The following is a 25,932-nucleotide window of genomic DNA, read 5'->3' as shown; positions in this document are numbered from 1 at the left end:
ACGTCCCCTGATCTTATCCCATTCCCAAAAAGATGTCCATATGTTGGACAGCTACTTGTTTCTTCGTTCGAACAAGTAACTAAGCGTTCCTATGGTAATTCCTAGAACAGCTCCGCCCAAAACTTCAATAGGCAGATGTCCTAGCTGTTCTTTTAACGCTTTGCGTTTGCGCGCATGATACGGCCCTGGATGCTGCTCAGCCAGCCTCTCTAATCGCTCGTCCAAATCGTTAACTTCCACTGCGATTTCCCCCGCTGCGCGTCGAATACCCATAGCATCGTACATCACGACGGCCCCGAAGACAGAACTCACAGCAAAATCAATAGCAGAAAGTCCCCTTTTCAACGCAATATATGTAGCTAAGGCAGATACACCTGCGGAGTGCGAGCTAGGCATGCCGCCCGTTTGAATAAGTTGGGACACATCCCATTGTTTCGTTTTGGCATAGGTAATGGGTAGCTTCATTGCTTGCGCCGCGCCGATTCCGATTAATGCTGTCGTCAAAGCTTGATTCATGAAATTCACCTCTCAATCATAGAATCCATCACAGGTTTAGATTCTATTCATTTTTTTTGTTACAATGGAGGTGCATGATCTTGCAGTTCTATGTTACAATATCAATCTTTCTTATAAACGATTGTAATCTCAACTGATACAGCTCGCTTTGCCTTACGCAGAACGCAATGCCATGCTTACGATGCCAGTTTTGCCATGCAAAACTCTAAGGTCTTGCTTACGATGTTAGTTTTGCTACGTAAAACTCTAAGGAGTGTCAATGAATGAATATCGCATTTTTTCTTTTACCTAAATCTGAAGTTATTACAACTACCCTGGAAGCTACGCTTCGCCAAACCCTAGAACGAATGGAATATCATCGCTATACCGCAGTGCCCATTCTATCTGATGAAGGACAATATGTAGGTACGGTGACAGAGGGCGATTTATTATGGTTTCTGAAAAATTCCGGAGCCATTGGTTTTGAGAATGCCCATCGCCATTTGCTTGAAGAAGTCCCTTTGCGAATGAGAAATAAACCCGTTCATATCCATGCAAACATGGAGGATCTCATTGAGTTGGCTAAAGTACAAAACTTCGTGCCTGTCGTCGACGATTCGGATAATTTCATTGGAATTGTAAGACGAAGTGATATTATCGAATACTGCGCGAAACAGATTCTATTCAAATCCCCTTCCGCTGCAGTAGAGATGTAATCCATACGTAACGGATTAAAAAAAGAGCTTGCGTAACGAAATAGGCTGTTCCCAGCATAAGAAAGGGGAGCATCCCGTATAGATAGCGATCAACGGGGATAAACACCAAATGCACGCTTAGAAATACGAAGAAGCTGCATGTCAAATAACGAATTGAACGATTCCGAAGACTAAATGCCATTAAGCTAAATGCACCAAAAGTAATTAAATAATTGTGCAGCTTGACTAATAAATTTGCATACCAAGCCGGTACCGAAAACGGATAGGGGCCAACCCACATCGTCTTGAAAAATACGAATAGCTTCCCCACCGTCATCCACTTGATCCATAACCATGGATTATCTTTGAGCCCTTGACGAATCCGTTTCAAGCCTTCTGCGAATTGATGGTCCTTATTAATGTGATTCCAATCTATCGTATCTGCGAAGTAGGGGTCTGTTCCGCCAAGGAACGGATTGCCTGCTTCTCCTTTTGCGATAAAAATAAATTCGTGGAACGTCAATAAATTACGTATCCACCATGGCAGCATGACAAAAGCGAATGAAGCTGCAGCCAGTAACGTAGGCTTCCAGTTGATTTGCTTATCTTTTGTCCAAAGGAATACATAAGGAATAATCGCCATCGGCAGCGCGTTAGGCCGAAAAAGAACACAAATACCAAGCAGCAGTCCCATCCATAGATGGTCCTTCCCCTTGTTCTCCTGAATAATCCGCACCTGCAAATACAACATGCCTGTAAAGGCTGTCAAAAATGGAACCTCCGTTAATATCAAGGAAGTAGACCACACATAGGACGGATATACTGTGGCAAACCCCGCGGCTAAGAAGCCAGTAATCGGATGAAATAGTCTACGGCCCAAGAGGAATATAAATGTAATAGCTCCCAAAGCGATAAAGCAGTTCAACAGGCGAATTACCATTAAAGCTGGCTCCAGTGGTTCATACCCTATAATACAAAATACGCCAGCTAGCATTAGCGGCCAACCAGGTGTAACAAGCGAGTTGGGCATCGTATCTCGGTAGGCATAAATCCCCTTGTTCAGCAGTTGAATCGCCGTTTTTGTGTATTCCAACTGATCCCAATCCAAGGGTGGATACTGCGCTTGCAGCACATAATGAAGCCGTAAATAGAGGCCTACGACCAAGAGAAGCAGTAACGCGAATAAAGATCCTTTATTCAATTGGCATCCCCTCCCAACAATTTATCGATAAAACCCTTTGGCTTCATCATCGTTGTTGCGCGTTCAACATCTAGAAACCTTGTCGTTGTTTACTCCTATCTTGCTAACATAAACACGCCACCCACAAGAAGCAGTAGCCCCATCCATTGTGAGGTTGAAAACGTTTCTTTGAATACTATCAGGCCGCATAAGGCTCCCAAAACATAAGCAATAGACTGTAGTGGATAAATGCGACTAAGATCAAATCTACTAAGCGCAAAGAACCATAGGAGCGTAGCGAGGCCATACAGTAAACAACCTAGCAGCAAATAGGGCTGCATCAAAACAGCTCCCAGATTGTCTAGGCCGGTAAGTGGAGTTCGATTTAAAGCTAATTTCCATAAGATTTGGCCTCCTACGAGCAGCAGAACGTTAATAAAAACGACGATTAACGGTGCCATTTGTGTCATTCTGACTCCTTTTTCCCCACCCGCTCCTGCAGCAAAGCAACCTCTTGAACGAGACGTGTCAATTTACGATGAAGCTTCGAGATCACAATGGTCAAATGCATGATGAACACTAGTGAAAACAACAAGCCAACAAGGAAAAGTAAGGAAGGGGCATAGTAGATGCGCATAAGCCGAGAAATCTGATTCAGCATACTTGGAAACAAACTAAACATCCCCATAAAAAAACCAAGCGTCAACCATAGAATTGCATACTGCTCCTGAAGTTTTTGCCTCCGAATAAGCTCCACTGTAATAAATAGGAACACTAAACAAAAGGTGATTGCAAGTAAATATATATTCATAATCATCAACTCACATTGCGAATTCTAGTCATACATACAGCCAATGATACTTTTAACATGTAATAGAGCGATTTCACTGGTGTTATAGAGGAACGTCCAGCTTGTCTAGCATGCATCACGACAGATACTTCACAAACTCGGAACTTTTGCCTCTCTAGTAGAACAATAGCTTCTACCTCCGGGTAATCTTCCGGATAGTAGCTGGAAAAAAGCTGAATTATAGGCCGGTTCACAGCACGAAAGCCTGAGGTTGGATCTGTGAACGTTTTACCAATCATCCACTGGATCATCCAAGTAAAGAACCTTATTCCTACTCGCCGACTCCATGCAGATCGATAGTCGGTTTTCCTCAAAAAACGCGATCCAATACAGCAATCGGTCTCTCCCTTTATAAGCGGATTCAAGATTTGAGAAAGCTCCGATGGATCATGCTGACCATCCGCATCGATCTGAACTGCAAGGTCGTACTCGTTGCGAATTGCATATAAATAGCCCGTTTGCATAGCGCCGCCTATGCCTAAATTAACGGGCAAATCTATCACTACTGCAAGTTCCGTTGCACGAGCAACCTCTGAAGTATGATCGGATGATCCATCATTAATCACGACCATATCTGCTTCTGGCAGCGCATATTGAATTGATGTAATCACAGCACCTATACTCTTCTCCTCGTTGTACGCAGGAATGATGACGAGTGTCTTCATCTTGCTTGCTTTTCCTCCTCCAGTTAACCTAGCTTATGCTTCTGTTCCAAGCATTCCCGCTTCCTGCTGGAAATAAACCAACTTCCTAGCAGGTGTATGGATACGGCTGTAAATGGAGAGACAGACTAAGAAGGAAAACCTTGTATGGGAAGGAAGAATATCCTTGAATTTAACCTATAACAAATATTTGCGATAGTGATACGATTCGCGAGCAAATTATTCAGCCTTTTTTTCGAATGAAAGATGATTCGGAATTTGAAGGTTATTTGCTCTCTTTCCCAGGTTGCGAGCGTCCTATGAGTAATGTGGATGCACTTTTCAAAATTTCCTCTGGTTACGTAGCTATTGTTCTACCGACCTGTATCCTGCTCTTTCAGGCTGCGCAAGTAAAAGCTGCTGCATTAAAGTGAAGCAAAAGTAGAGGCAACCATACAAGGGCCGCAGACTGCATTCAGTGAACATATCGACACGAACATCAACCTCATCCGGTTTCGTTACAAACACGCTTCTTTGAAGCTAGAATCGATGGATGTTGGACGTATCACTAGATCAAGACTCTGTATTATGTATGATGATATGCTTGTAGATCATAAAGTACTGAATCATTTAAAAAACCAAATCGAAGAATTAGATTTCGGACACGCCAAAATGGTGCTTATCGGTGAAAACATCATTGAGGAAAACTTGCGTGAATCGCTCGATTGGTTTAACCGACGCAGAGGTATTCAGATGGTTGCTTGGATTGCTATTGGAAAGCCTAGCGCCGAGGCTGTATTAGCCACACAAACCAGCCAAGAACGTTTGCCAGGTATTTCTCTACTGCTCAGTTTCGGTAAAACAGGCGTAGAATCAGGATTCATCGTATCGGAATACATGTTTGATTTCTTTCGAAAACAAACAGAATGGGGCCTAGACCCCATTCTCCCCGTAGTCGAAGCATCTGGCAATCATTATACCATTAACACGTCGATCGTTTTCGATAAAATTAGGGCAAGACTTACCTTAAATTCAGACGAAACACGCCTATTTAATGTGATTAAAGCAACGGTGAATAAAGTGGAATTCGAAGCGCCCATTGACGATTCCAAAATCTTTATTTCAGTGGATAGCATTAAATCCAAATACCGTGTTTACACACCTCGAGGAACGCCGCCTCACGTAGATCTGAGGATCAATATGAGTGGAGTTATTGAGGAAGCTTATCTAAAGGTGAGCTCTGATAAACTTGCTTCCTACCAGGAAAGCACAGAGAAGACGGGAAGGGAGCGGATAAAAAAACTGCTGAGGAGGTTACAAAAAGAAAATCTCGATCCGTTTGGTTTCGGTTTAAACTACCGCGCTCGCCACTTTGGAAATGTTGAAGAAGAGTGGAAAGCCTGGCAATCTCTTTATCCCGAGCTAGACTTTCGAGTTCAAATTCATTTGAAGCTTGAAGGGACAGGAACAATCAAGTAGCAGGAAGGAATCTATCCTACAAAGTAAGCTCAAGGGAAGCATCAGACATCAGTTCAGTAAACGTATCAACCTGAGGAACAATCATTGAGTCTCCTAATTCTTCATGCTGCTGCGCTTGCTCGGCTTGCCATTTCATAAATGCAATCTTAGAGATTCCAAGTTGGATCAACAAATGGTTAATATCGATTTCTCTCAATGGCTCCACACCTCGATTAATAATTTGTCTATTTATCTTTTACTATTCTATACTTTAGCGATCAATTCACTTCCTGTAAATAAGTGCATATTGTCGAATCACCTTAAAAATACATCAAATGAATAGGAATAAATGGTTATAAAAATGGTTTCATTTCGACAAAAAAGACAAAAGAACAGCTCATCACCGCTCTTTTGTCTTAAAATAACATTTTTCGCATTCTCTTATTGTAATTGTCCATTGGAAGAAGCTTTTGACGATACAAACTCGCTTGCCCAATCTACCATGCCATTCATGAGAGTTAACACCAAATTAACGGCATCTTTTTCTGTCAAAGTTCCGTTGGATTGACTGCTAACATACTGCGACGTTTTTTGCTCAAGCTTTTCAACAAGATCCTTTATTTTCAACAACTCATTGGCCAAATCCGAAACCTGCTGCCCATTTCCCCCACCCTGGTTGGCATTCTGGGTTTGATTTTGATTTTGATTTTGATTTTGATTTTGATTTTGATTTTGATTTTGGCTTTGATTTTGGCCTTGGTTTTGATTTTGCCCTTGACCTTGTCCACCTGAATCAGAAGTCTGGTATCCGGAATCTCCACCACTTTGAGAATTTTGAGAGGAATCGCTGCCCATTAACATCTTCTTTACTTGTTCAAGCTCAACAAGCACCATATCATTTTGTTTCGTCAGCTCATCAATTTGCAGCTTAAGATCTTGTGTTTTGATCATGATGTTAAGTCAGCCCCTTCAATTATTCACTGCCCCACAAGCGATGCGTTTGCCAGAGTTTCCAGTTGGATCTGTTAGCAAATCGTCTTCCTGTTCATGAATGATGATGCTGGTTCCACCTGGCTTCAATAACGAATCAGGCTTATCCGGAAGAAGCACAACGGTTTTCGTGATAGCATCAAACTTACCATTCCCCTGCTTGTCCACGATCAAATTGGGTAAATCTCCCGCATGCGCCCCCTTCGGATTTTTGAAACCATGCTGCTTCTTATGAGGATTAAAATGAGCTCCAGCTGTATCGAAATTAGGAGCTTCACAGACAGCTTTCTCATGAAAATGAAGTCCATGGGCTCCCGGCTTCAAACCGCTAACCTGAACCTCAATACGTACTCCCTCTGGAAGGGAGGTAAGCTTAGCACCTCCAATGGTTTGTCCGGCTGAGCTTATGAGCGGGACATTAAACGCTGCTGGAGTCGGCGCTTCTATCGTCGCTGCCTGTTTGACAGTTTGACAGCCGCTTATGACAAGCATGATCATACTCGCTGACATTAGGATTTTTAATGGCTTCATTACGATAGTTTCCTCCTGACGAGTTGGCATTTACAATATCTACCCTTAGGATGCGCAACTGGTATCCACTGTAAACGTCGAGAGAGAACAAATTTTCAGCAAGCGATCTGCAAAATAAGAAAAGTCTGCAATTGTTTGATTGCAGAGCTTTGTATTGCTTCTTAACTTTTACAGAATCGTCATCAGTTTCGCGATCGTTTGCAAATTTTCTAGCTTCCGTTTGTAAAAATGAAATTCTATTTTCGTATGCTCAACGGAAGCCTCCATCCTTAGCACTTGTTGCTGTAGGTCTTTCGTGTAGGGCCATATTTCCGCTTGTCGTTGTAAATCGTTCTTCCCTGTAACCAAACCATCACCAATGACTTCATATTCTTTGGAAAGCAGTTGATGTTTGGCCCATGCAAGCTCAGTCACCGCATCCACATAAATGGCTTCTGCTTGCTTCAGCAATTCCGGAACAAGTTGCAATTCCAAGATAACATCGGATCGATTCATTTGGACTCCTCCTAATTCCTTGACAAAAGCATTCAGCATTTGCTGCTTCGCCTCATATATATTCACAGGAACATGAAACATGCTTATTTGATTTTATCCTTTTCCAACCTTAAAAAGCAGGCGTAATTCATCCAATTTCGACTTTACTACATAGATATCGACGCTGCAGCAGGCTCATGTAAGGCATAAAATGACAGATGTATTAAGCTTATATTAAATCTTTTAAAGAAGACTTCCACCTGCTTGTCTACTCAACGATAAAGAGATATGATGATACTATTCGTATCAAGGGAGGTGACAAAATGAGCCAAGAGGAAGAAGTGGTATCCTTGAATGAAGAAGAAATCGTAGTAGAATCCACCGAAGAAGTAGTGAGTGAAGAAGCTACTGAAGAAAGTACGGAATCCGAAGCGGAATAATTCTTAATATAATATTATTCCCCCGCCCTTAATGGGTAGGGGGTTATTAATATTTCCATAATCTTTGCAAAGAGAAATATCCATTTGTAAATAATTTAAAATTTTCCGAATAAAAATTCTGAACATTCAAATAATATTGATGTACCAAAAAAAAGGAGATGATTTTGGATGGCTAACAACACTTTAGTCGTACAGCAAGCAAAGGCAGCATTAGATCAACTGAAGTATGAAGTGGCTCAAGAAATTGGCGTACCTCTCTCCCCAAATGGCTACAACGGTAATTTAGCAACACGCGACGCTGGGGCAATAGGCGGCAACATCACCAAGCGATTAGTACAAATTGCTGAACAACAATTGTCCAGCTTCAAACGCTAATCCTTTGATGTAGGAGCAAGCAAAGCAATAAAAAAAAGACGGTTTCACTCCATCCTCCTTGAGTGAATACTAGTCTTTTTTCTTGTTTCTTAGTGCTGCTCTATTTAAATCGAAAAAAAGAGACTGCTTGTTTGTACGTTTGTACGCAGTCTCCTTTTTTTTATTCAGCAGTCTACTTCTTTTTGCTCTCTTCTTTAGCCGCTTTAAACTCCTCGACAAATACATCGCCAGCATCTCTCGTGCTTCCAAGCTCAAGAATCGTGTATTTTTTATCTCCGATCATAATGACATCTTCTACTTCTGGTAGAGGATCTCCCAAATAGACGGTTCCCAAATATACATTACTACTCTTCAAACGCAAATTCCATCTGTGCTGCTGTTTAGCCATTACCCCTATTCCTCCCAAGTCCTAATGACACCAAGTTACCATAAAACGTGCAAAGATGAAAGTCCAACTATCTTACGTGCCCTTAGATGTGGTACATTAAAGTCAGATTGTCGAGAAAGGTTGATATCTGCCAATGACTGCTCAAGGTATATCAGAAGAAGAACTTTCCATGCTATTGTCGAATAAAATTGCGACTTTTCCCCCATCATCCAGGGATAACACTTTTATCCCTCGCTCCAAAAGGAAAAGAAAAAGCTATGGACTCTTCCGAAAAATGTTTGGTTTTTGGCGAAGTTAATACAATCAGTAAGCGGGTACTTATTTAGATTTCAATAGATTTTTAATCTCCGTAAGCTCGTTTCTGATTTCAGTTCTGAAATCCGAAAAATCGGCTTCCAATCGATGCAAATGACCCTGCATGTCATCGATTTCTTGCTCCGCTTTATAATTGATCGAAAAATCGATGATTGATTCTTGCTTATCGCGCTTCGCTTGACGATTTTGACTCATCATAATAATGGGCGCTTGAAAGGCAGCTATAAAAGAAAGAATCAAATTCAACAATATAAAAGGTGGTTCATCAAAATGAATCAGCTTTGTTAATTGAAGTGCATTTACTACGATCCAAGTAGCCAAAAATACGGAGAAAATAACAATAAAAGTCCAACTACCTCCAAATTTGGCTACTTTGTCAGCTATTTTATCAGCTTTCGTTGTTTGGCGATCATACTCTTTTTCAATGGTTGATTGAATATGCTCTTCATAGTCGGATACAAGATTACTGAGACGTTCTCCGTAATCTCTTATTTTCTTTTCATCCATGATGTCTCCACCTCATGTGGGTATATTTGTAAGATCGAACGCTGTTTTACCTAATTAAGGAATCTCTTCTCCTTCATCTTCGCTTCATCCGCCTCATGTTCCTTTGTTGATAACCAAAACATAACCATTGAAATTACGAACATCATACCGACCAGTATAATACTCAACAGAACCTCGTTGTTTATTTGCAAATAGACCATCACAGGCATTGTGAAAAGTAAACAGATATATAAAATAATAGTAAGTCTTTTCGCATGAATACGTTTCATCGGATAGAGCCCTCCCATAAATGAACAGGTTGAAGTACTCTATAGTGTATGAATAAAATATATGAAACATGCCTTTTGGTACTTTTTTGAAAATATTCAACATATAATTTTTCTAACAAAATAGTCGTATAGAAGGGATGAAAGAAGGACTTTATCGAATTATGATTGATAATATTTTATCAAAGTAGTTCAAAATACACTTCCATATTGTTACAAATAATATATAATTTACAATAGACGACTTGTAGAATGGCGGACACCTCACTTGAAAGGTGGAGGCTGTAAACATGGATATCTTTCAAGCTCTTTCAATCATGTTTGCATTTGGGTTATTTATACTCACATTGTTAGCCTACATTGATAAGAGGAAGTAATCTAGCTTGGCACTAGTTTTGGTTTGAAACCATACTAAATTAAATCCGCCAGTTACAAGCCGCCTTGCAAGTCAGGTCATGTCCATTGATCTGACTTTTTTTCTTTCGCTTTTTTCTAATCCTTCGATTTATAACATGCAAAAAAAGCCTACTATGCCAAACACAATAAGCTATTATTACGTTTTTATTCATTTTTTATTCATACTTTGCTCGTAGCGATTGAGCCAATGATCAAGCAACCTGCTTTTCTCTAAAACCTCATTTGTGTTTATTGACCCACTCAATAAATATGCATCGACCAGTTGTTTTCGAAGTGACTCAATTTCCGTTTCAATTTCAGATAACTTCAAAAGTAGTACCCCTTATAGAAAAATATCATTCAGAAAATGAAAAGATGGCTTTAGTACCACCCTCTAGGCTCTATTTTCTTTTTTCTCCTAAACATCCGCCCCACCAAGCTCGCTTCTTTTTTCTCCTCTAGAATACGTTTAATGCCATGCATTAATATTTTCGGTCTCATCTCATCTCGATGACTTATCTTATGAAGCTCCTCCACAAAAACTTGCATATTCAATCATCTCATCCCTCGTTTATATAGGACTATAATACTACTTCCATCCAATTATGTCGACGAATAGATGAGTGAAGAACCGAAAAAATGAGCGGCTTCCTTGAATTCTGATCGAAGTTATTTCATTAATTTCCTCTGCTATAAAATAATTTCAAATATTTTCCGATATAATGAATGAAAGCTATCCGAGAAAGGAGATACCATTATGGACATCGCAGCACTTTCTATTTCAATGAACCAAACCAAGCTAGCTCAAGAAGTCGGAATTCGTGTTCTTCAAATCGCACAAAATCAATCGGTCCAACAAACCCAAGAGATCGTTCAAATGATGCAATCTAGTGTACAGCCAAATTTAGGCGGAAATCTCGATATTAAAGGTTAATCCCGCTAGGAAGGAGATCTTGATCTCCTTCTCTCCTTACTCTATTTAGCCTGCAAACAGAACATTGTCAAAGATCCCTCCGTTTACCTGCCCCTATTTAATTCCTGTTCTTTTTTCTTAGTTCCAACTCCTGCTTAAGCGCATGTTCCACTGATTCAGCAAGCATGTCGAATTTCTCTGCAACCGTGTATGTTAGAATAGCTCCACAATGTGAACAGTTTGATTTATGGAGTTCAGTAATTTTCGAACAATGTATACACTTTATCATTGTAGACCACCCTTTTCATTTCTTCAGTGCTTGAATTTCGTATCCATAACCTTTATATCGTCACCCAGACAGGTAATCTTTATATGATTTTGTTCAGAGCGTCTTAACTTGCATGCGAACTAACCGAATCTCACTATACAGTTGATTCCATTCACCCTTGTAACAAGATTGTTTTCAGGATTAGCATGCAGCAACAAGACTTCATCCTCGGTGAGCTTGCTAAGCTGTTCACGGCGCAAGTATCCAGCCCTAGCAAGTGCCCGAATCGCTGGTTTAGTAAGCCCTGACTGGGATTTTCCGAAAACAAAAAGCCATTCTCTAATGAGAACAGCCATTTGGTAATTTTTACCTATTAAACAAACATAAGTTTAACTCATCGATCTTAATTATTTTCTTTCCATGTTCTTAACTAACTCCTCGATGGAGTAACCATTAATTCTCAAACCTGTAATATCACAGTCAATTATATCCATGTTAGATAAATTACAATTTCTTAGTTGTGCATCTTTAAGATTGCAGTTTTGAAAGCTTATTGGTTTATAATTTTCTTCTAAGTTGTAATTGGCGTCACCTGGTTGAGGAAGTACGATGTTATGAAATTCGGTTCCTACTAGTTGTGCTTGATCAAGAATTAAGTGACTAAGATTAGCGTTTCTAATCTCGGTCCCCGACAAATTAGCATTTGAAATTTTCACTTCGGACATATTAACATCATTCAAAATCATTTGACTCATATTTGCGTTCTGGATTTGCGTCTTAGTCAAGTTAACATTATTGAAAAGTATAGCCTCTGCTTTCGCATTTTGAAACTTTGAGCCAGAAATATCTGTCATCTCCAAATCTAAATGGTTAACCTTCAATTCCATCTTCTCACCAACTCCTTCTATAAGTTCCAAAAGTTAAACAAATGCCATGTACATCCAATTTAATATAACCCTATTCCTGTAACATGTACAAGCCAAATTATCTAAGCAAGGGAAATAAAATAAGGTAAATTACATTTAAACAGGAAGCTATTGAGACTATTTTTAAGGTAGCAAATCATCTTTATCTTGCCTATACATTAAAAAATAGAAATATGCCTAATATGAAGAGGCTGACCGACGCCATTAAGGGATCAAATTCAGCTAGCTAGTTTCTGAGCGTTGGAATAAGTCGATGGTGCATTAATAAAAGGTCCAATCCATCTACAACCTCATTAACGACGATATGACTAGCTATTAGCGTTGCAGTCGCACAACCTTCTTTACCGATGACGGCAATTGAAAGATCAGCTTGACGAAACATTAACTCATCATTTATTCCATTGCCCAAAACGGCAACCCCAGATGCAAACTTACGCACAAAACGACTCTTCTCCTCCCGTTGATCTTCTTTTCCTATTACGATTAATTCTACGGGAAGACCCTCACACTCTCTATTAGCACTGCCGTTACTATCAGCGGTTAATACATAGATCTTAACCAACTTAGCTAATTCCATAAGTCTTTCCATAACATTGGGTAAAAGCAAACCATCCAAAGCAATCGTTCCATTAAAATCTAAAACAAGATGATTTATTTGTAAATCCTCACGGCCAGGAATAGGTATTTGCATCAATGTTCCTCCTCATTGTTAATACTGGCTTTCTCTTACTTCCTCATTTTACTCGGAAAGCATACTTTCACAAAATCTAAATGGAAAGTGCCGCATTTCGATTGTTGAAACACAAGTAAGGAGATCGTGATAATAATGACTAACGGTAAAAAAGCATATTCAGACGAATTAATGAGATCCTACTTCCGGCGACACCATATATTACAATCCACAAAAAAATTAACGTAACTACTTCTACTGGGGTTCGCTCGCAAATATGCTTGGATATGGGCGCGGCCCCACGTACCTCATACGCGCTGAACATAAAAAATAAATCGAAATGCTCGCAGTAATTACGCAAGCGACTGGCTTTGAAACAAGCGTAGCGATATATACAATAAGACTTTGCTTCTGTATGCGAACAGATAGTTTTGTCACTATCCAAGCTAACGTGATCATGATCAAGCCTGCGAGACTGATTGGATGCGGAAGACGGAATTTGATCGACATTATGAGTGCGGTTACCTGTACCAACCTCTTAACACTATTCTATTATTTAAACCTTTATCAAATTGAAACATTAAATGGTCTAGTTTATTTTAGTAACTCTAATTCCCCTGTAAAAGGCATCCCCTATCATTGCCATTTCTTACTTCTAAGTACCTATGTGACTTCAAAGTGCGTACTTTTCATTCACCTCTTCATCCTGCACAATAACGGTAACACCATTACTGAGTAGGAGAGGATATTTTATGAGTACAAAAGAAGTCACGCCCCGCAAAACTGCTCTTGTCGTTGGAGCTAACGGCGTCATTGGAAGGAATCTAATCGAATATTTGGAACAACTCCCCGATTGGGACATCATTGGTTTGTCAAGGCGGGGTGGTGAAACCAATAGTCGAGTCCGATATGTAGCCGTTGATCTGCTTAATGAAAAAGATACCCAGGAAAAATTGGGCAATCTAACGGAAGTCACACATATCTTCTACGCCGCTTATCAGGATCGCCCTACTTGGGCTGAACTAGTTCCTCCTAACCTTGCCATGCTAGTTAACGTCGTCAATGCAATAGAGCCGATCTCATTTAGCCTCCAGCATATTAGTCTCATGCAGGGCTATAAGGTGTACGGCGCGCATCTTGGTCCCTTCAAGACACCAGCTCGGGAAACCGATGCCTATCATATGCCGCCTGAGTTTAATGTCGACCAGCAGCAGTTCCTTGAAAAACGCCAGCTAGGTACCAACTGGACTTGGTCGGCGCTCCGCCCTTCAGTCGTATGCGGATTCGCATTAGGCAATCCAATGAACCTGGCGATGGTTATCGCTATTTATGCATCCATATCGAAGGAACTCAAGTTGCCTCTCCGTTTCCCTGGGAAGCCAGGGGCCTACAACAGTCTGCTAGAGATGACTGACGCCGGATTACTGGCCAGAGCCACGGTCTGGGCAGCGACCGACGAACGTTGTGCGAATCAGGCGTTCAACATCACGAACGGAGACCTCTTCCGTTGGAACGAGCTTTGGCCTAAGATAGCCGCGTATTTCGATCTAGAGTTAGCGCCTCCCTTGCAGATGTCCTTGGAGGTAATCATGGCTGATAAGGAACCACTATGGAAAGCTATGGTAGAGAGGCATGAGCTGGTGAACAACGCCTATAAGGACGTTTCCTCCTGGCGATTCGGGGACTTTGTTTTTTCTTGGGATTACGATTTTTTTGCTGACGGCACGAAGGCGCGTCGTTACGGATTCCACGACTTTATTGATACAGAAGCGATGTTCCTAAACATCTTTGAGGATTTGCGACAACGCAAAGTCATCCCTTAACCCAGGCATGCACGCAAGAAACCGGTCCCTGACGTTCAGAGACCGGTTTCTTATTTGCCTTTTTATTATTTTTCATCAAATCTTGTTTCCCCAGCCAATATCTTCACCTTATCACCATAAACACGCTCAACATGCTTATCCCCCCATCTGCACATGAGATGAAGAATTTCCTTCAGGCTCCAGCCATACTCCGTTAGCTCATACTCGACTTTTGGCGGTACCTGATTGTAGGATATCCGAATAACAACACCATCTTCCTCCAGTTCCCGTAGTTGCTGCGTCAACACTTTTTGTGTGACCGAAGGCATCAGGCCAAGAAGTTCACCATTGCGTTTCTTACCGAATGTGAGATGGAATAAAATGACCGGCTTCCACTTACCTCCTATCACTTCGAGCGTTACTTCCACCGCTGTATTGTATGTTTTCTCCGATTCCAACATAAGATTTTCATCGCCTCTCTATCCTTAACGATACCGTCATGAACCAGTTGACGCAAGCCCGACGTATGTAAGATCTTACGAAGAAAGAAAGATTTTTCGCGCAGTTTCTCCATTACGCCTCATCTTCCATTCCAGTTTTCATGAGAGTAACTAGTTTATTCGCATCCTTTGCCGCTTCCCAACTCCAAAGCACCGCTAGGACGTATGCGATCGCCCCAGAATACCCAAGTTGCCTATATGATTTATTTTGCAGTATCCGGTTAGGTAGACTTAGCTAGTAATTAATAAACTTCAGTCAATCGATTAGGAGCGATCACCTACCGTCAAATATGATCGCTCCCTAATGTAGATGAGAATAAAGAAATAGACCAACCCAAATATTCCTTGACGGGAATATTCCAATTAGAGTATATTATTTATGAGAGTACGAGAACGAACTAACGAAACAAGGTTGTTTGATAAGACTGGAAGCGGAAGATAAGTTCGCTCCGGGCCTAACGGCTTACACATTGTGGAGTTCCTGCTCGACTGAGATATCGCTAATCAGTTCAACTTCGCCAGTATCACCCTCGAAGCTTGGCGTATTCCGCGAGGGGACAAGCGGTACAGGCTGTTGCCAATCGACGGAACAACAAGATCCGATTGGAGCGTTCCAAGCTCTGGACACTTGGTTTGAAACCACCTCAGTGTCTGGAATGAACAATATGACGCTCTGGAGAATGACTTGCGGTAGCTACAAACCAAAGAAAACAAACCAAACTAATCTCAGGAGGATTTTTAATGTCGAACAAAATGATTACCAAGGTCGAGGGTCAGGAACTTATTCTGGAGCGCGTTTTCGAGGCGCCGCGCGAGCTTGTTTTCAAAGCGTTCTCAGAGGCTGAGCATCTAAAACACTGGTGGGGACCGCGCGGCTGGACGCTTACTGTTTGTACCGTCGATTTTCGTCCAGGTGGCATCTGGCATTACTGCATGAAGTGCATCGATGAGAAGCAAGGGGATTTTTACGGATACGAATCTTGGGGCAAAGCGGTCTACCAGGAAATCGTAGAAACGGAGAAGATCGTCTACCTCGACTACTTCTCGGATGCCGAAGGTAATGAAGCAGAAGGCATGCCTTCGTCTCAGATTACGATGACTTTTGTAGCAGACGAAGGCAAGACGAAGCTTATCAGCCGGGCTCGATACGCTTCAACGGAAGCGCTCAAAGCTGTCTTGGAAATGGGCATGGAGCAAGGAATTACAGAAACTTGGGATCGTCTCGCCGAGCATCTGCAAACCATTAAATAATCTACGGTAGATTGAAGTAGGATTCCATCTCCGATCATATTATTCTCCAATTGGTCCCAAATAAGACGAAAAGAGGAGATCAAATGCACAAAGCTGCATTTGATCTCCTTTTACAAGTCGTTATAATAATGTTAATACCGTTATTTCCGGGCGACACATCAACCGAATTGGGTGTACCGATACGCCGATACCTCGGTTGGTATAGAGAGTAAGAAGCTTGTCTTTCCCTAAGCGGTAAAGTCCAGACGGATACTTGATCCCATAAGGAACCGAAGCCAGCGGGCCGATTAACGGAAGCCTCACTTGGCCACCATGGCTATGTCCTGAGAGCTGCAAATGGACGGAAGCTAAGGCAGCAACATCCGCAAAATCTGGTGCATGGGATAACAACAGCACCCACTCTTCATTATTCACCATCTTCGTAGCTGCCTTTAAATCCGGGACACCCTCCCACATGTCATCTACCCCAGCAATCCATATGGATTGGGTGCCTTTCTGTACCCTTATACCGTTATTACGCAGGCAATGAAAACCGCCATCCTCTAAAACGGCCGCCACCGCATTAGCATCCCCGTAATAATCATGATTGCCGAGCACGGCATAACAGCCATATTTTGCTTTTATCGTATTTAATACATCGCGAATGTCTTGGCTATAGTGGCCGAGGGCATAATCGACTAGATCTCCAGTAAAGCATACAATATCCGGTTGCTCCGCCTGAATCTTCTCCACTACGCTCACCAATTTCTTTACATCAAAATGGAATCCAAAATGAAGATCACTGAATTGCACTATACGTATTCCCTTGAATGCTTCTGGCAGTGTAGGAAACGTCAACGATACGCGCTCCACCTGCAGCCAATTGGGCTCTATCCAAGAGGCATACCCATAACTCAAAGACGGTGTTGCTATTAAACCACCCGTCCATATGATACTTTTCTTTAAAAAACTACGACGACTCATTTTCTCAACATTTGACATATCACTATCATATATCAAAAATCTAAAAGTTACTATTTACTATCTTCTATTACATAATTGAGAGACTAGAAAATCGAAAAGATCATCCCACAGATAATCAACGATCTCGATTCCCCAAATAATAATTGCTTTGAGATTGATACTGGTAATGGGGCAGCGAATTGGGATGGCTTCTCTTGTTGGACTCATAGGCATTGGTCTGCTGCCTATGAACCTCTGACACACATTCATCAGTAGGTCCAATCACAATTGTTTGATTATCTAGAGGTTTAAGAGCTTTCTTCAATAATTCAGGATCTAAACAATACGTGTGGGAAAGGACTTCTATAGGTGTTTTTGTAAGAATATCCGACCCGAAAATATACTCAGGGTATGGAGCATCAAAAATGGCAAGTAAGTGGGTTTTGTCTACTAAAGCCATTTCCCAATGCCACCAACCTTGCGGAATATTCGCTACTTGTCCTGGGGTTATCGTTACATTTGTGATTTTATTATTAAACGGATTAATTAGGGAAACCCTGGCAGTTCCCGAAATACAATAAACAAGCTCAGCTGCATTCTGATGATAGTGTGGCTCAACGACACGTCCTTTGCTTAAGTAAATATCAAGCAAAGACACGTTGCCAAGTGTGTTTAGATTCTCGCGTCCTAATCGATTAACAAAATTTTCAGCGTTTCTAGTTTTTAGTCGGTTTTTATTGACATCAAAAAAGTATTGAACATCTGGTTTCGTATAATCCATGTGAGATGTCGCCAAGTCGTAACAACTCCACTTCGTTTGTGATTGATATATCTGCATGATATGCGTTGGAAGTTAATCCGTGACAGACGACTAGTTTCTACTAACGAGTATCCCCCATCGAAGCGATCATACAAATTACGATTTGTTGGTACGATCCTATTTTCACAACATTGGCATAAGCCAAATCCTCGAAGATTATACATAGGGTATTAGAATAATTTCGAGGAGTGTGTCCGAATTGCCAAATGAGTTTGTCAAGCGTTCATTGGATGAGATACGATTCTGGTCGCGAATTATGAAAGAGCATTCTTTATTTCTAAAGTTGGGATTTCGATGTGAGGATACTCAATTAATCCAAGAGGCAAATCAATTTTATCGTATATTTGAACAAATAGAAGCGAAATCCCACTCATTTACTGATACAACTGATCCTGAACAAATCAAACACTTTAACATGGAAGTTCACTCCGCTGTGTCTCACATTTGGGTTTTTAAAAGAAAGATTTTAGGTCTCATCATTCAATGTAAACTTCCTGGTGGAAACAACTTTCCTTTGTTAGTAGACCATACAAGTCGAGAGGCAAATTATTTCAGAAATCGATTAGAGGAATTAAATACAGGCAGATTAGAACCACTGCCCGATGCGATTATTGATGAAAATGTATTCTTTTTGCGAATAATGGCTGACCATGCGAAGTTCATCGGACATCTTCTTGATCCGTCAGAACGACAATTAGTTGAGCAGGCACGAAATTTTAGCCAAGATTTTGACCAACTACTTTTTCAAGCCATTGATCTAAGCGGGATGCGTCCTCAATCCCAAACACAACCACTTCTCGACCAATTCCTTGATCAAAATCGTGTTTCTGTCGTGTCTCTGCGCGATTTCAAGAAAACAGCAAGGGATTTAATTGAAGCTTGCCGTATTAAGAGCATCATTCACCCCTTACTTGCTGACCATGTATTTCGTGAGGCTGAAAGATTTCTCCACATCATTGACCTTTTTGAAGCCAGCTTAACCGGAAAAGAGGTCACTGGTTAAAAAACAAAACTAACATCAATATTCAATTAAAGCCCTCGCCAACCGTAAAAGGTCAGTGAGGGCTGCACGTATAGTCGCTACTTTTATGCCTCTTTATAACCATTCTAAATATTCCCCAAAAAAATCATGATTAGGTAGGACAATAATTGGAGTTCTCCGATCGCTTATAATATGTACCGTTCCGACTATGTTACTGTAAATACTAGCATCCCCAAAGATTCACGTGATCAATGAAATCAGGGAAATATTCGAGCAAAGCAGAATGATATATTATGAACCAAATCCTGTTAAGCCAGTACTAGAGTTCCCAAAAACTCTAGGTAAAAAAAATCATACCATAAATGTAGCGTGAATTATAAGACAATCGATTCGAATAAAGATAGCACAAATAGCCGCCTGATGAGGGCGGTTATTTGTATTTTCTCATTCAATATTAAAACTCCACACCTCGAACTTTTGCAAATACCATAGTATCTCTCAGTGAACCATCTTCATCACACGTTTCATTTCGAAGAATTCCTTCTAAAGTGAATCCGAGGCGTTCGGCAACTCGTGCACTTCGTGCATTACGAGCATCACATCGGATTTCAATACGATTAGCTTGCAGGTCATTTACAGCATAGTTTGTAATAGCTTCTACTGCTTCAGTAATATATCCTTGATTGCCACAAGATGTACGCACCCAATAACCAATTTCAAATTTGCGTGATTGCCAATCAATGCGATGTAAACCGCTGCTACCAATTAATTGACCTGTTTCCTTCTTAAAAAGAAGTAACCTTAGATCGGTACGATCCAAGAATTGTAGTCTAGATTGACGTATCCTTAATTCAGACTCATCAATTGTAGGAATATTCCGGGCCCACGGCATCCATAAACGTAATTCTTCAATACTCTCTATTATTGCCTCGTTTACTGTTACACCATCATTCCATAAAGGGGCTCGTATGAGCAAACGTTTGCTTTCAAAGCTCTCTGGTATCGAATATAAGATCGGATCGGTTACTTTAATACTCATCCTAACAACCCCCCTATAAAAATATTTCCATTAAGATTACCAGTATTTTATATTTTCTTCAATATAAAAATTTGAAAATAAAGGTAATGGGTTCTAAACGTTTATTATATGAGTAATAAAATGAAAAAGGCCCTCAACCCATTAGTGGGCAAAAAGGCCTTAGCTATTGACAAAGAGGACTTTAATCCCTTTTGTCGAAATGGTTACTCCCAGAACACGCAAATAGAGGATCGACAAGGTCACTACAATAATATGAAGGATAATGGTGTCTATGGACTTAAAAAACTGAACATGACCCAGCCTCCCTTGAGTCAACAAATCCAAAGTCTGGAGGAAGAACTCGGCGTGAAGCTCACGCACAAGCTGCTTTGTTGGCAATCATCGGCATAAAAAAAGCCGCTCATTAGAGCGACCTCTTCGTATCAAGCACTTCAATATTTTGATTCCCACATTTGGGGCAATAGGATACATCTCCTGGAGCAATGTTTTCAATATAACCATCGGCACCACAATCTTTGCACGATATTGATACCACTTTATTCGAGTTTTCCACCTTTATTCCTCCATCCTGTTAAGATATTATCGCATTTACTTCGTTTCAAATCCACTACCTCCGCAATCGTTTTGTTTGAGCTACACGACTGGCACAAGGCGATATGAATGCTTGGGCTTCCAAAACACACAAGGGGAGACCTTTCCTAAATCACTCAAACATAAATTTCTTAAAGGCTGGTAGCCGCATGAGACCTCACTTATACCAGTCCCTATACTTCACTTTGCACTGTATTAAGAGCTATTTTCGTTTATTGTTCAATGCAATGATTATATTTACAACCAAAGCCAGCATAGCGATAAGCAGCGTACCTGAGCCGATGAATATTAGCATCATATCCTTTACCTCCATGAAGACAATCCCTCCTGATTGCTTGACATATTACATGGATATGTTAAATGCTCGTACAATTTTCCCATGGTTTTTTATATTACTGTATAATTTTTTCATAGATTGTCCATCCTCTAAGTATTGAGGGGATGTGTGTTTTTTGAATTTAGGAAAACAAAGGACTAAGTTAGGGAAATGGATGGATAAAAAGGGGCTCACACAAGGGGAGCTGCCAGTTAACAAGAACACTGCAACTCGTTTATGTAATGATCATGATTATGAACCATACGAGGATACCATCTTGACAGTGATAAGCTATTTAAGAAAAAAAGGTTACCATGTAAGTGTTTCGGATTTCTGGTAGAAACAAAAAAACGCCTCTGGATTTCTCCAATGACGTTTCGCTGACAAACTATTATGAGTGAGTGTACTTCGGCCAAGGCGCCGGGGAGTTTTTTACCACCAGCATATGCGAGAGGTTATGAAGAAAATGCAACCGCATTAAATTAAACGATAAGTTCCTGAAAAACTGACAAACGTATGAGCCCTGGTTATACCAATCACAGTATTTACAAACCACATTGATTTATCGGCAGGCCTGCTGGCACGGGACCCCAAAACCCCGCTAAATTAAACTTGATAAAATGACTTTCGCTTTCGTTGAGCCTATAGATTACGACGAAAGTCATGGGAGATGGCGCAATGGGTGGAGTTTTTAGAAGCTCCGGGCAACTTCGCGCGCTTGTTGGATCGCCTTTTCTTTAATCGCTGGCGCTTGGTCGGGAGCCGCGGCCATACCTTCAACAAAGATGCCTTCAAAGCTAGGAACTCCTAAGAACTCCATAATGCCATCAAGGTGGCGATGACCCATTTCAAAATCTGCAAAAGCTGAGCCTGGAGACAATACGCTTCCGCTTGCTTGAATGTGAACCGCTTTTTTATTACTCAGCAAGCCAACTCGACCTTTATCCGGAATATATTTAAAAGTTTTGCCTGCAACGCAGATGGAGTCGATGTATGCTTTCATAACCGGTGGATATGAATAATTCCATGTCGGACTGACAAATACATATTTATCTGCAGCAACAAATTGATCTACCAGTTCACCGAGACGACTTACTTTTGTTTTCTCTGCATCAGTCAATTCTTCAAAAGTAGTGCCTGCTCTTAGTTTGCCCCAACCGCTAAAAATATCGGCATCAAGTTGCGGAATATCCATTTTGTATAGATCAAGATGAACAACTTCATCATTCGGATTTATGGAGCGGTAAGCCTGTACAAATTCTTTTCCTACTGCCATGCTATAAGATGTTTCATGATCGTGCGGATTTGCTGTGATATATAATACTGTTGCCATAATTAAATTACCACCTTCATTTTTTTTGGAAAGCAAAAAAACTGGAGGGCGAAGGCTACCGAAAATTTTCGCCCCTGCCGATTGCTCCCTTAAAGCAAGTCGGCTTCCCTACTGAATTCATTCGTTTATTCAAAAATAGCAATTGTACGATCAAAGCGGGACTATTCATTCTTGATTACACGGGAAACACTCCTTCATTTTCCTAATCGGAGACGATCATTCGGCCTTCACTACGATGACGGATCGAACCATTGGAATGTGACAGGTCTGCAAGAAAAGCGGGAAAATCAACGAATGTTTGGCATCTTGTCACATCGGCTGGATTTCGTTCGTCAGTACTTATGAAGGCTAATTCTATATTAAGAAGGAATTTAAATGATGAGCATACATGAATGTTTGGCGGAGAAATTCGAAGCGCACCGGAATCACTTGCAGGCGGTCGCTTATCGAATGCTTGGATCAGTGAGCGAGGCGGAGGACGCGGTACAAGAGTCTTGGCTGCGTCTTAGCCGTTCGGATACGAGCGTTGTCGAGAACCTGGGAGGATGGCTGACCACAGTTGTTTCGCGGGTGTGCCTCGATATGCTGCGGTCACGAAAATCAAGACGCGAGGAATCGATAGAAACACACTTGCCCGAGGCGTTCGTGAGCCATGAGGATAGAAGCGACCCCGAACAAGAAGCACTGCTGGCTGATTCTGTCGGTCTCGCGCTGCTGGTCGTGCTCGGCAATCTGAATCCTGCAGAACGCATCACGTTCGTGCTACACGATATATTCGCCATGCCATTCACCGAGATTGCCCCTATTGTGGGGAAATCCGAGACCGCAGCCAGACAACTTGCGAGCCGGGCACGCCGCCGGGTGCAGGGGGCGGGGACGGCGTCTAAAGCCGATCTTGCTCGTCAACGCGAACTTGTCGAAGCCTTCCTTACTGCAGCGCACGCCGGCGATTTCGATATGCTGGTAGCTGCGCTCGATCCGGACGTTGTGGTTCGGGACGATCGCCAGACAGGAGCTTTAAGGGTAACTCGAGGCGCAAAAGCTCTGGCCAAGCAAATTTCGGGTCGAGCACAGGCTGCGCAGTCAGCCCTCGTAAACGGATCAGTAGGAGTCATCGTGGCTCCTCGCGGAAGACTGCTCTACGTAATCGAATTTACAATGAGGCACGGGAAGATCACCGAGATCGACTTGATCTCCGCCCCCTCACGCATACGCCAGCTCGACCTAGCGGTGTTGGGTGATTGATCCCTAAAGAGCAAGGGAATAGAACCCTTCTAGCGGCAGCGAGATTTGCTCCACTTGATTCTCTTGTAGTTTTTTAAGAGTCGCCGCGTGTTTCGGAGGCAGAACCGTCTCATGTACATGCGCAATCACCCACTACGTAAGCTGCTTAGCTTTAATTTCTCTGATTGCTTGGCCAAGTACTCTTTTAGCATTCTCTTTTTTTAGTTACCTCTAAATTGGAAAGGTCTAATCTAATACCGCCATTTGGATTACTGTGCTTACATATCCGTTAGCTCAATCAATAAGCGCAATTTGGAATTCTATTCGAGCTCAGAAGTTGAGCATTTCTTGTTGCAAGACGACCCTTTGACGTTAAAAGACCTTCGAGGAGCGCCGCTTAGGGCGGGTACTCGAAGGTCTTTTGCATTTTCTTAGGCCTTGGGTATTTCGTTAACGAACGTCACGTTTTCAATGGCAGCCCTGTCGTTGGATGTCCGGGCTTCGCCGCCTCCCGATGGCGATCAGCATAATCGGAACGTACCCATCTGAAAGTCGAAAGTTTTCATGAACTTTCCTTTGTTGTAGCTGCCCATCGGAACCATAGGTTCAAACCGGACAAATTTTATCGATTTCCGTCGTGCTTACTAGACCCCCCTCATATTCTAAAGAGTCCCTTAATCATTACTAAGAGCCGCGCCAATATAACCTTTGAATGGCAGAATTTCATGAGCGATTAAGAATCCGAACAAATCGGCAAACACCCATTGAACCACATTTGACTTAAGTTGAATTCACACTGGGAAACATTAGCATTACATCGGTAAACGCAAATCCATTTAATAAAGAAACAGAAACAACGGAGTCAACGAGTTTGTCGGCCCCGTATTATATTTTTTGAGACATCACGATTCCCCCCTCTCTCTTTCAGATGAAAGAGGTTGAAAGGTTAGCTTTCCATTAATAGTGGCTATAAGGCATTTTCGGTACTAGGATACTACCGATAAGGTAGAGCAGCGTGACGGTTCCAAAGCTGCACAAAGCGGCAACAACAAACACGAGGCGAATGATGGTTGGATTAAGTCCCAGCCATTCTGCGATCCCTCCGCAAAGGCCGGTTAATTTACTTTCTTTTGTGGATCTGAATAATTTGTTCATACAATGATTCTCCTCTCAAATATCAAGCATTTTATTAGCACTCAGTTCGTTCTCATGTCTTTATTGTAGCTTCCGTGAAGAAATTCGAAAACGGACCTATGGCGGTTTTGGAAGCTGTACTAAAGTCGGGGAAGTTCCACTACTTAGGGACAGAAATCAGGTTCTTTTAAAAGAATAAACATCGATGTACGTTAACAGGCACATATACTAGTGATTAAAAATAGAGACTGTGAATTGATATTATATGGATATTAAAATTAATAATTTAAACTGGATCCAAAGTGGTTGCATTAATAGGGGAACATTTTCAGAGTATGGCACAACAATCTCCGCAAGAAAGTATGCATGCTTTAAATTTTGAGGGACTGAAGAAACCAAAAATTACATTTTGGAGTGTTTGGGAACAAGATGAATTAGTTGGCGGTGGGACACTCAAAGAACTAGACGATCAACATGGAGTTAAAAATGATGTATTCATGGAATACGGGATTTTGAAAGGAATAGAGAAATTTTTGAAGCCAAGTCACAGTTATATAAAAATAAAGTTATTAGATTATCTGATAATAAAAACTTGAATTTTGTTAGATAAACAAGAACTCATTCCGAATTACTTAAGCAATGTAAGTATCACTTTTATCGTATTATCAACAAATGATCGCTTTGGACGAGATTTCATTATTACGGTTAGTCCAATTAACGATACGATTAGCGCCTGTGATAAAGCCTTCGCGTTTACACCGGTCTCGAGCTCACCTGATTGTATACCTCGTTCAATGGTTTCTTGAAATATGACCGACAGGTACATTTGATGTTCCCTTGTAAGAATTTCAAATTTCTCATCATGAGGCGCAAGTTCGACCATTGTATTGATGCAAAAGCATCCTCGGCTGCGACTTTCTGTATATTCCTCAGCAACCACATCTTCAAAAAAAGTGCGAAATGCTTCTTTTACAGATGGATTGTTTTGAAGTCTGGTTCGGACATGAGAAGCACGAGACATCGTGTATTTGCGTAGCGCGGCTTCGAACAATTCTTTTTTGTCTCCAAAGGCTGAGTATATACTGGGTCGTTGAATTCCCATTCTGGAAGTTAAATCGCTTAATGAGGTAGCTTCATATCCCTTCTCCCAAAACAGTTGCATAGCTGCATCTAATACTTTTTCTTCGTCAAATTCGCGGGTTCGTCCCATAATCAATACC

36 protein-coding genes and 2 pseudogenes are annotated in these 25,932 nt (G+C 41.4%); 13 read left to right on the top strand and 25 right to left on the bottom strand.

What is annotated here, in order from left to right:
- Positions 1 to 51: 51 nt before the first annotated feature.
- Positions 52 to 516 carry a divergent PAP2 family protein gene (locus GK047_RS04970; protein ID WP_163942005.1) on the bottom strand — a complete coding sequence of 155 codons (465 nt, stop codon included), beginning with the start codon at positions 514 to 516 and terminating at the stop codon, positions 52 to 54.
- 263 nt (positions 517 to 779) lie between these two features.
- Here GK047_RS04970 and GK047_RS04965 point away from each other — a divergent pair, with 263 nt between their 5' ends.
- Complete coding sequence (locus tag GK047_RS04965; protein WP_163942002.1) at positions 780 to 1,211, top strand: CBS domain-containing protein; 432 nt, start codon at positions 780 to 782, stop codon at positions 1,209 to 1,211.
- Here GK047_RS04965 and GK047_RS04960 read toward each other — a convergent pair.
- The 4 genes from GK047_RS04960 to GK047_RS04945 form a co-directional block, all read right to left on the bottom strand.
- Complete coding sequence (locus GK047_RS04960) at positions 1,180 to 2,391, bottom strand: ArnT family glycosyltransferase (RefSeq protein ID WP_163941999.1); 1,212 nt, start codon at positions 2,389 to 2,391, stop codon at positions 1,180 to 1,182. The genes GK047_RS04965 and GK047_RS04960 overlap by 32 nt on opposite strands.
- 95 nt (positions 2,392 to 2,486) lie before the next feature.
- Positions 2,487 to 2,840, bottom strand: a complete 354-nt coding sequence (locus tag GK047_RS04955; RefSeq protein WP_163941996.1) for an EamA family transporter — start codon at positions 2,838 to 2,840, stop codon at positions 2,487 to 2,489.
- Positions 2,837 to 3,181 (bottom strand): DUF2304 domain-containing protein, encoded by a 345-nt coding sequence (locus tag GK047_RS04950; RefSeq protein WP_163941993.1) that lies wholly within the window; start codon positions 3,179 to 3,181, stop codon positions 2,837 to 2,839. The genes GK047_RS04955 and GK047_RS04950 overlap by 4 nt, the downstream gene beginning before the upstream one ends.
- A 5-nt stretch (positions 3,182 to 3,186) precedes the next feature.
- Positions 3,187 to 3,885, bottom strand: coding sequence for a glycosyltransferase family 2 protein (locus tag GK047_RS04945; RefSeq protein WP_163941991.1), 699 nt, complete (start codon positions 3,883 to 3,885; stop codon positions 3,187 to 3,189).
- 236 nt (positions 3,886 to 4,121) lie between these two features.
- On the opposite strand from GK047_RS04945, the gene GK047_RS04940 reads away from it, so the two are divergent.
- From GK047_RS04940 to GK047_RS30520, 3 genes and pseudogenes are all read left to right on the top strand, one after another.
- A complete protein-coding gene (locus GK047_RS04940) occupies positions 4,122 to 4,295 on the top strand; it encodes a hypothetical protein (protein WP_163941988.1) in 174 nt (57 codons plus the stop codon).
- 10 nt (positions 4,296 to 4,305) lie between these two features.
- Positions 4,306 to 4,809 (top strand): annotated as a pseudogene (locus GK047_RS30525) (spore germination protein); the annotation flags it as partial.
- A complete protein-coding gene (locus GK047_RS30520; protein WP_481855941.1) occupies positions 4,804 to 5,340 on the top strand; it encodes a Ger(x)C family spore germination C-terminal domain-containing protein in 537 nt (178 codons plus the stop codon). The pseudogene GK047_RS30525 and the gene GK047_RS30520, both read left to right, overlap by 6 nt.
- A gap of 16 nt (positions 5,341 to 5,356) precedes the next feature.
- Here GK047_RS30520 and GK047_RS04930 read toward each other — a convergent pair whose 3' ends face one another.
- From GK047_RS04930 to GK047_RS04915, 4 genes are all read right to left on the bottom strand, one after another.
- Positions 5,357 to 5,536 carry a hypothetical protein gene (locus tag GK047_RS04930; protein ID WP_205516288.1) on the bottom strand — a complete coding sequence of 60 codons (180 nt, stop codon included), beginning with the start codon at positions 5,534 to 5,536 and terminating at the stop codon, positions 5,357 to 5,359.
- 224 nt (positions 5,537 to 5,760) lie between these two features.
- On the bottom strand, positions 5,761 to 6,270 hold the full coding sequence (locus tag GK047_RS04925) for a hypothetical protein (RefSeq protein WP_163941978.1): 510 nt from the start codon (positions 6,268 to 6,270) through the stop codon (positions 5,761 to 5,763).
- A gap of 18 nt (positions 6,271 to 6,288) precedes the next feature.
- Entirely contained in the window at positions 6,289 to 6,840 is a 552-nt protein-coding gene (locus tag GK047_RS04920) for a superoxide dismutase family protein (RefSeq protein ID WP_163941975.1), read from the bottom strand.
- Positions 6,841 to 7,008: 168 nt separating this feature from the next.
- Positions 7,009 to 7,335: a hypothetical protein gene (locus GK047_RS04915; protein WP_163941972.1), complete on the bottom strand. Its 327-nt coding sequence runs from the start codon at positions 7,333 to 7,335 to the stop codon at positions 7,009 to 7,011.
- 587 nt (positions 7,336 to 7,922) lie between these two features.
- On the opposite strand from GK047_RS04915, the gene GK047_RS04910 reads away from it, so the two are divergent.
- Entirely contained in the window at positions 7,923 to 8,129 is a 207-nt protein-coding gene (locus tag GK047_RS04910; protein ID WP_163941969.1) for an alpha/beta-type small acid-soluble spore protein, read from the top strand.
- 172 nt (positions 8,130 to 8,301) lie between these two features.
- On the opposite strand, the gene GK047_RS04905 is transcribed toward GK047_RS04910, so the two are convergent.
- The 3 genes from GK047_RS04905 to GK047_RS04895 form a co-directional block, all read right to left on the bottom strand.
- A complete protein-coding gene (locus GK047_RS04905) occupies positions 8,302 to 8,517 on the bottom strand; it encodes a hypothetical protein (RefSeq protein WP_163941966.1) in 216 nt (71 codons plus the stop codon).
- Positions 8,518 to 8,835: 318 nt separating this feature from the next.
- Entirely contained in the window at positions 8,836 to 9,339 is a 504-nt protein-coding gene (locus GK047_RS04900; RefSeq protein ID WP_163941963.1) for a DUF1003 domain-containing protein, read from the bottom strand.
- Between the two features lie 50 nt (positions 9,340 to 9,389).
- On the bottom strand, positions 9,390 to 9,608 hold the full coding sequence (locus tag GK047_RS04895) for a hypothetical protein (RefSeq protein ID WP_163941960.1): 219 nt from the start codon (positions 9,606 to 9,608) through the stop codon (positions 9,390 to 9,392).
- A 287-nt stretch (positions 9,609 to 9,895) separates the two neighbouring features.
- Here GK047_RS04895 and GK047_RS29470 point away from each other — a divergent pair, with 287 nt between their 5' ends.
- Positions 9,896 to 9,982 carry a putative holin-like toxin gene (locus GK047_RS29470; RefSeq protein WP_275901646.1) on the top strand — a complete coding sequence of 29 codons (87 nt, stop codon included), beginning with the start codon at positions 9,896 to 9,898 and terminating at the stop codon, positions 9,980 to 9,982.
- A gap of 188 nt (positions 9,983 to 10,170) precedes the next feature.
- Here GK047_RS29470 and GK047_RS30515 read toward each other — a convergent pair whose 3' ends face one another.
- Positions 10,171 to 10,332, bottom strand: a complete 162-nt coding sequence (locus GK047_RS30515; RefSeq protein ID WP_163941958.1) for an aspartyl-phosphate phosphatase Spo0E family protein — start codon at positions 10,330 to 10,332, stop codon at positions 10,171 to 10,173.
- 426 nt (positions 10,333 to 10,758) lie between these two features.
- Between GK047_RS30515 and GK047_RS04885 the strand changes: the two genes are divergently transcribed.
- A complete protein-coding gene (locus GK047_RS04885; RefSeq protein WP_163941955.1) occupies positions 10,759 to 10,935 on the top strand; it encodes a YjfB family protein in 177 nt (58 codons plus the stop codon).
- Between the two features lie 387 nt (positions 10,936 to 11,322).
- Here the strand turns inward: GK047_RS04885 and GK047_RS04880 are convergent, their stop codons facing one another.
- From GK047_RS04880 to GK047_RS04870, 3 genes are all read right to left on the bottom strand, one after another.
- Positions 11,323 to 11,538: a helix-hairpin-helix domain-containing protein gene (locus GK047_RS04880; protein ID WP_163941953.1), complete on the bottom strand. Its 216-nt coding sequence runs from the start codon at positions 11,536 to 11,538 to the stop codon at positions 11,323 to 11,325.
- A 51-nt stretch (positions 11,539 to 11,589) separates the two neighbouring features.
- Positions 11,590 to 12,069 carry a pentapeptide repeat-containing protein gene (locus tag GK047_RS04875; protein ID WP_163941950.1) on the bottom strand — a complete coding sequence of 160 codons (480 nt, stop codon included), beginning with the start codon at positions 12,067 to 12,069 and terminating at the stop codon, positions 11,590 to 11,592.
- A 265-nt stretch (positions 12,070 to 12,334) separates the two neighbouring features.
- Positions 12,335 to 12,799: an HAD family hydrolase gene (locus GK047_RS04870; protein ID WP_205516286.1), complete on the bottom strand. Its 465-nt coding sequence runs from the start codon at positions 12,797 to 12,799 to the stop codon at positions 12,335 to 12,337.
- A 731-nt stretch (positions 12,800 to 13,530) separates the two neighbouring features.
- Here GK047_RS04870 and GK047_RS04865 point away from each other — a divergent pair.
- Positions 13,531 to 14,601: an SDR family oxidoreductase gene (locus GK047_RS04865; RefSeq protein WP_163941945.1), complete on the top strand. Its 1,071-nt coding sequence runs from the start codon at positions 13,531 to 13,533 to the stop codon at positions 14,599 to 14,601.
- Positions 14,602 to 14,666: 65 nt separating this feature from the next.
- On the opposite strand, the gene GK047_RS04860 is transcribed toward GK047_RS04865, so the two are convergent.
- Positions 14,667 to 15,041: a winged helix-turn-helix transcriptional regulator gene (locus GK047_RS04860; protein WP_163941942.1), complete on the bottom strand. Its 375-nt coding sequence runs from the start codon at positions 15,039 to 15,041 to the stop codon at positions 14,667 to 14,669.
- Between the two features lie 502 nt (positions 15,042 to 15,543).
- A complete protein-coding gene (locus tag GK047_RS04855; protein WP_163941939.1) occupies positions 15,544 to 15,708 on the bottom strand; it encodes a hypothetical protein in 165 nt (54 codons plus the stop codon).
- 113 nt (positions 15,709 to 15,821) lie between these two features.
- Between GK047_RS04855 and GK047_RS04850 the strand changes: the two genes are divergently transcribed.
- A complete protein-coding gene (locus tag GK047_RS04850; protein WP_163941936.1) occupies positions 15,822 to 16,331 on the top strand; it encodes an SRPBCC domain-containing protein in 510 nt (169 codons plus the stop codon).
- Between the two features lie 120 nt (positions 16,332 to 16,451).
- Here GK047_RS04850 and GK047_RS04845 read toward each other — a convergent pair whose 3' ends face one another.
- Positions 16,452 to 17,294 (bottom strand): metallophosphoesterase, encoded by an 843-nt coding sequence (locus GK047_RS04845; RefSeq protein WP_240343757.1) that lies wholly within the window; start codon positions 17,292 to 17,294, stop codon positions 16,452 to 16,454.
- A 115-nt stretch (positions 17,295 to 17,409) separates the two neighbouring features.
- A complete protein-coding gene (locus tag GK047_RS04840) occupies positions 17,410 to 18,069 on the bottom strand; it encodes a cupin domain-containing protein (RefSeq protein WP_163941932.1) in 660 nt (219 codons plus the stop codon).
- A gap of 223 nt (positions 18,070 to 18,292) precedes the next feature.
- Between GK047_RS04840 and GK047_RS04835 the strand changes: the two genes are divergently transcribed.
- Positions 18,293 to 19,096 (top strand): DUF2935 domain-containing protein, encoded by an 804-nt coding sequence (locus tag GK047_RS04835; protein WP_163941929.1) that lies wholly within the window; start codon positions 18,293 to 18,295, stop codon positions 19,094 to 19,096.
- A 433-nt stretch (positions 19,097 to 19,529) separates the two neighbouring features.
- On the opposite strand, the gene GK047_RS04830 is transcribed toward GK047_RS04835, so the two are convergent.
- On the bottom strand, positions 19,530 to 20,114 hold the full coding sequence (locus tag GK047_RS04830) for a GNAT family N-acetyltransferase (protein ID WP_163941926.1): 585 nt from the start codon (positions 20,112 to 20,114) through the stop codon (positions 19,530 to 19,532).
- Between the two features lie 279 nt (positions 20,115 to 20,393).
- Here GK047_RS04830 and GK047_RS04825 point away from each other — a divergent pair.
- Positions 20,394 to 20,477, top strand: a pseudogene (locus tag GK047_RS04825) (LysR family transcriptional regulator); the annotation flags it as partial.
- 430 nt (positions 20,478 to 20,907) lie between these two features.
- Here GK047_RS04825 and GK047_RS29465 read toward each other — a convergent pair.
- Together GK047_RS29465 and GK047_RS04820 are read right to left on the bottom strand one after the other, a co-directional pair.
- Complete coding sequence (locus GK047_RS29465) at positions 20,908 to 21,018, bottom strand: putative holin-like toxin (protein ID WP_240343756.1); 111 nt, start codon at positions 21,016 to 21,018, stop codon at positions 20,908 to 20,910.
- Between the two features lie 694 nt (positions 21,019 to 21,712).
- Positions 21,713 to 22,354, bottom strand: coding sequence for an NAD(P)H-dependent oxidoreductase (locus tag GK047_RS04820; protein ID WP_163941923.1), 642 nt, complete (start codon positions 22,352 to 22,354; stop codon positions 21,713 to 21,715).
- A gap of 378 nt (positions 22,355 to 22,732) precedes the next feature.
- On the opposite strand from GK047_RS04820, the gene GK047_RS04815 reads away from it, so the two are divergent.
- Positions 22,733 to 23,599 carry a sigma-70 family RNA polymerase sigma factor gene (locus GK047_RS04815; protein ID WP_163943656.1) on the top strand — a complete coding sequence of 289 codons (867 nt, stop codon included), beginning with the start codon at positions 22,733 to 22,735 and terminating at the stop codon, positions 23,597 to 23,599.
- 936 nt (positions 23,600 to 24,535) lie between these two features.
- Here the strand turns inward: GK047_RS04815 and GK047_RS04810 are convergent.
- Positions 24,536 to 24,733: a PspC domain-containing protein gene (locus tag GK047_RS04810; RefSeq protein ID WP_163941921.1), complete on the bottom strand. Its 198-nt coding sequence runs from the start codon at positions 24,731 to 24,733 to the stop codon at positions 24,536 to 24,538.
- 314 nt (positions 24,734 to 25,047) lie between these two features.
- On the opposite strand from GK047_RS04810, the gene GK047_RS04805 reads away from it, so the two are divergent.
- On the top strand, positions 25,048 to 25,308 hold the full coding sequence (locus GK047_RS04805) for a hypothetical protein (protein ID WP_163941918.1): 261 nt from the start codon (positions 25,048 to 25,050) through the stop codon (positions 25,306 to 25,308).
- Between the two features lie 32 nt (positions 25,309 to 25,340).
- Here the strand turns inward: GK047_RS04805 and GK047_RS04800 are convergent, their stop codons facing one another.
- Positions 25,341 to 25,922, bottom strand: coding sequence for a TetR/AcrR family transcriptional regulator (locus tag GK047_RS04800; RefSeq protein WP_163941915.1), 582 nt, complete (start codon positions 25,920 to 25,922; stop codon positions 25,341 to 25,343).
- Positions 25,923 to 25,932: the final 10 nt, after the last annotated feature.

Origin of the sequence: Paenibacillus sp. SYP-B3998 (assembly GCF_010820665.1) — a bacterium.
Lineage (GTDB): Bacteria > Bacillota > Bacilli > Paenibacillales > NBRC-103111 > Paenibacillus_E.
The sequence above is the reverse complement of the archived record's forward strand: the minus strand, read 5'-3'. Positions and strand labels throughout refer to the sequence as shown.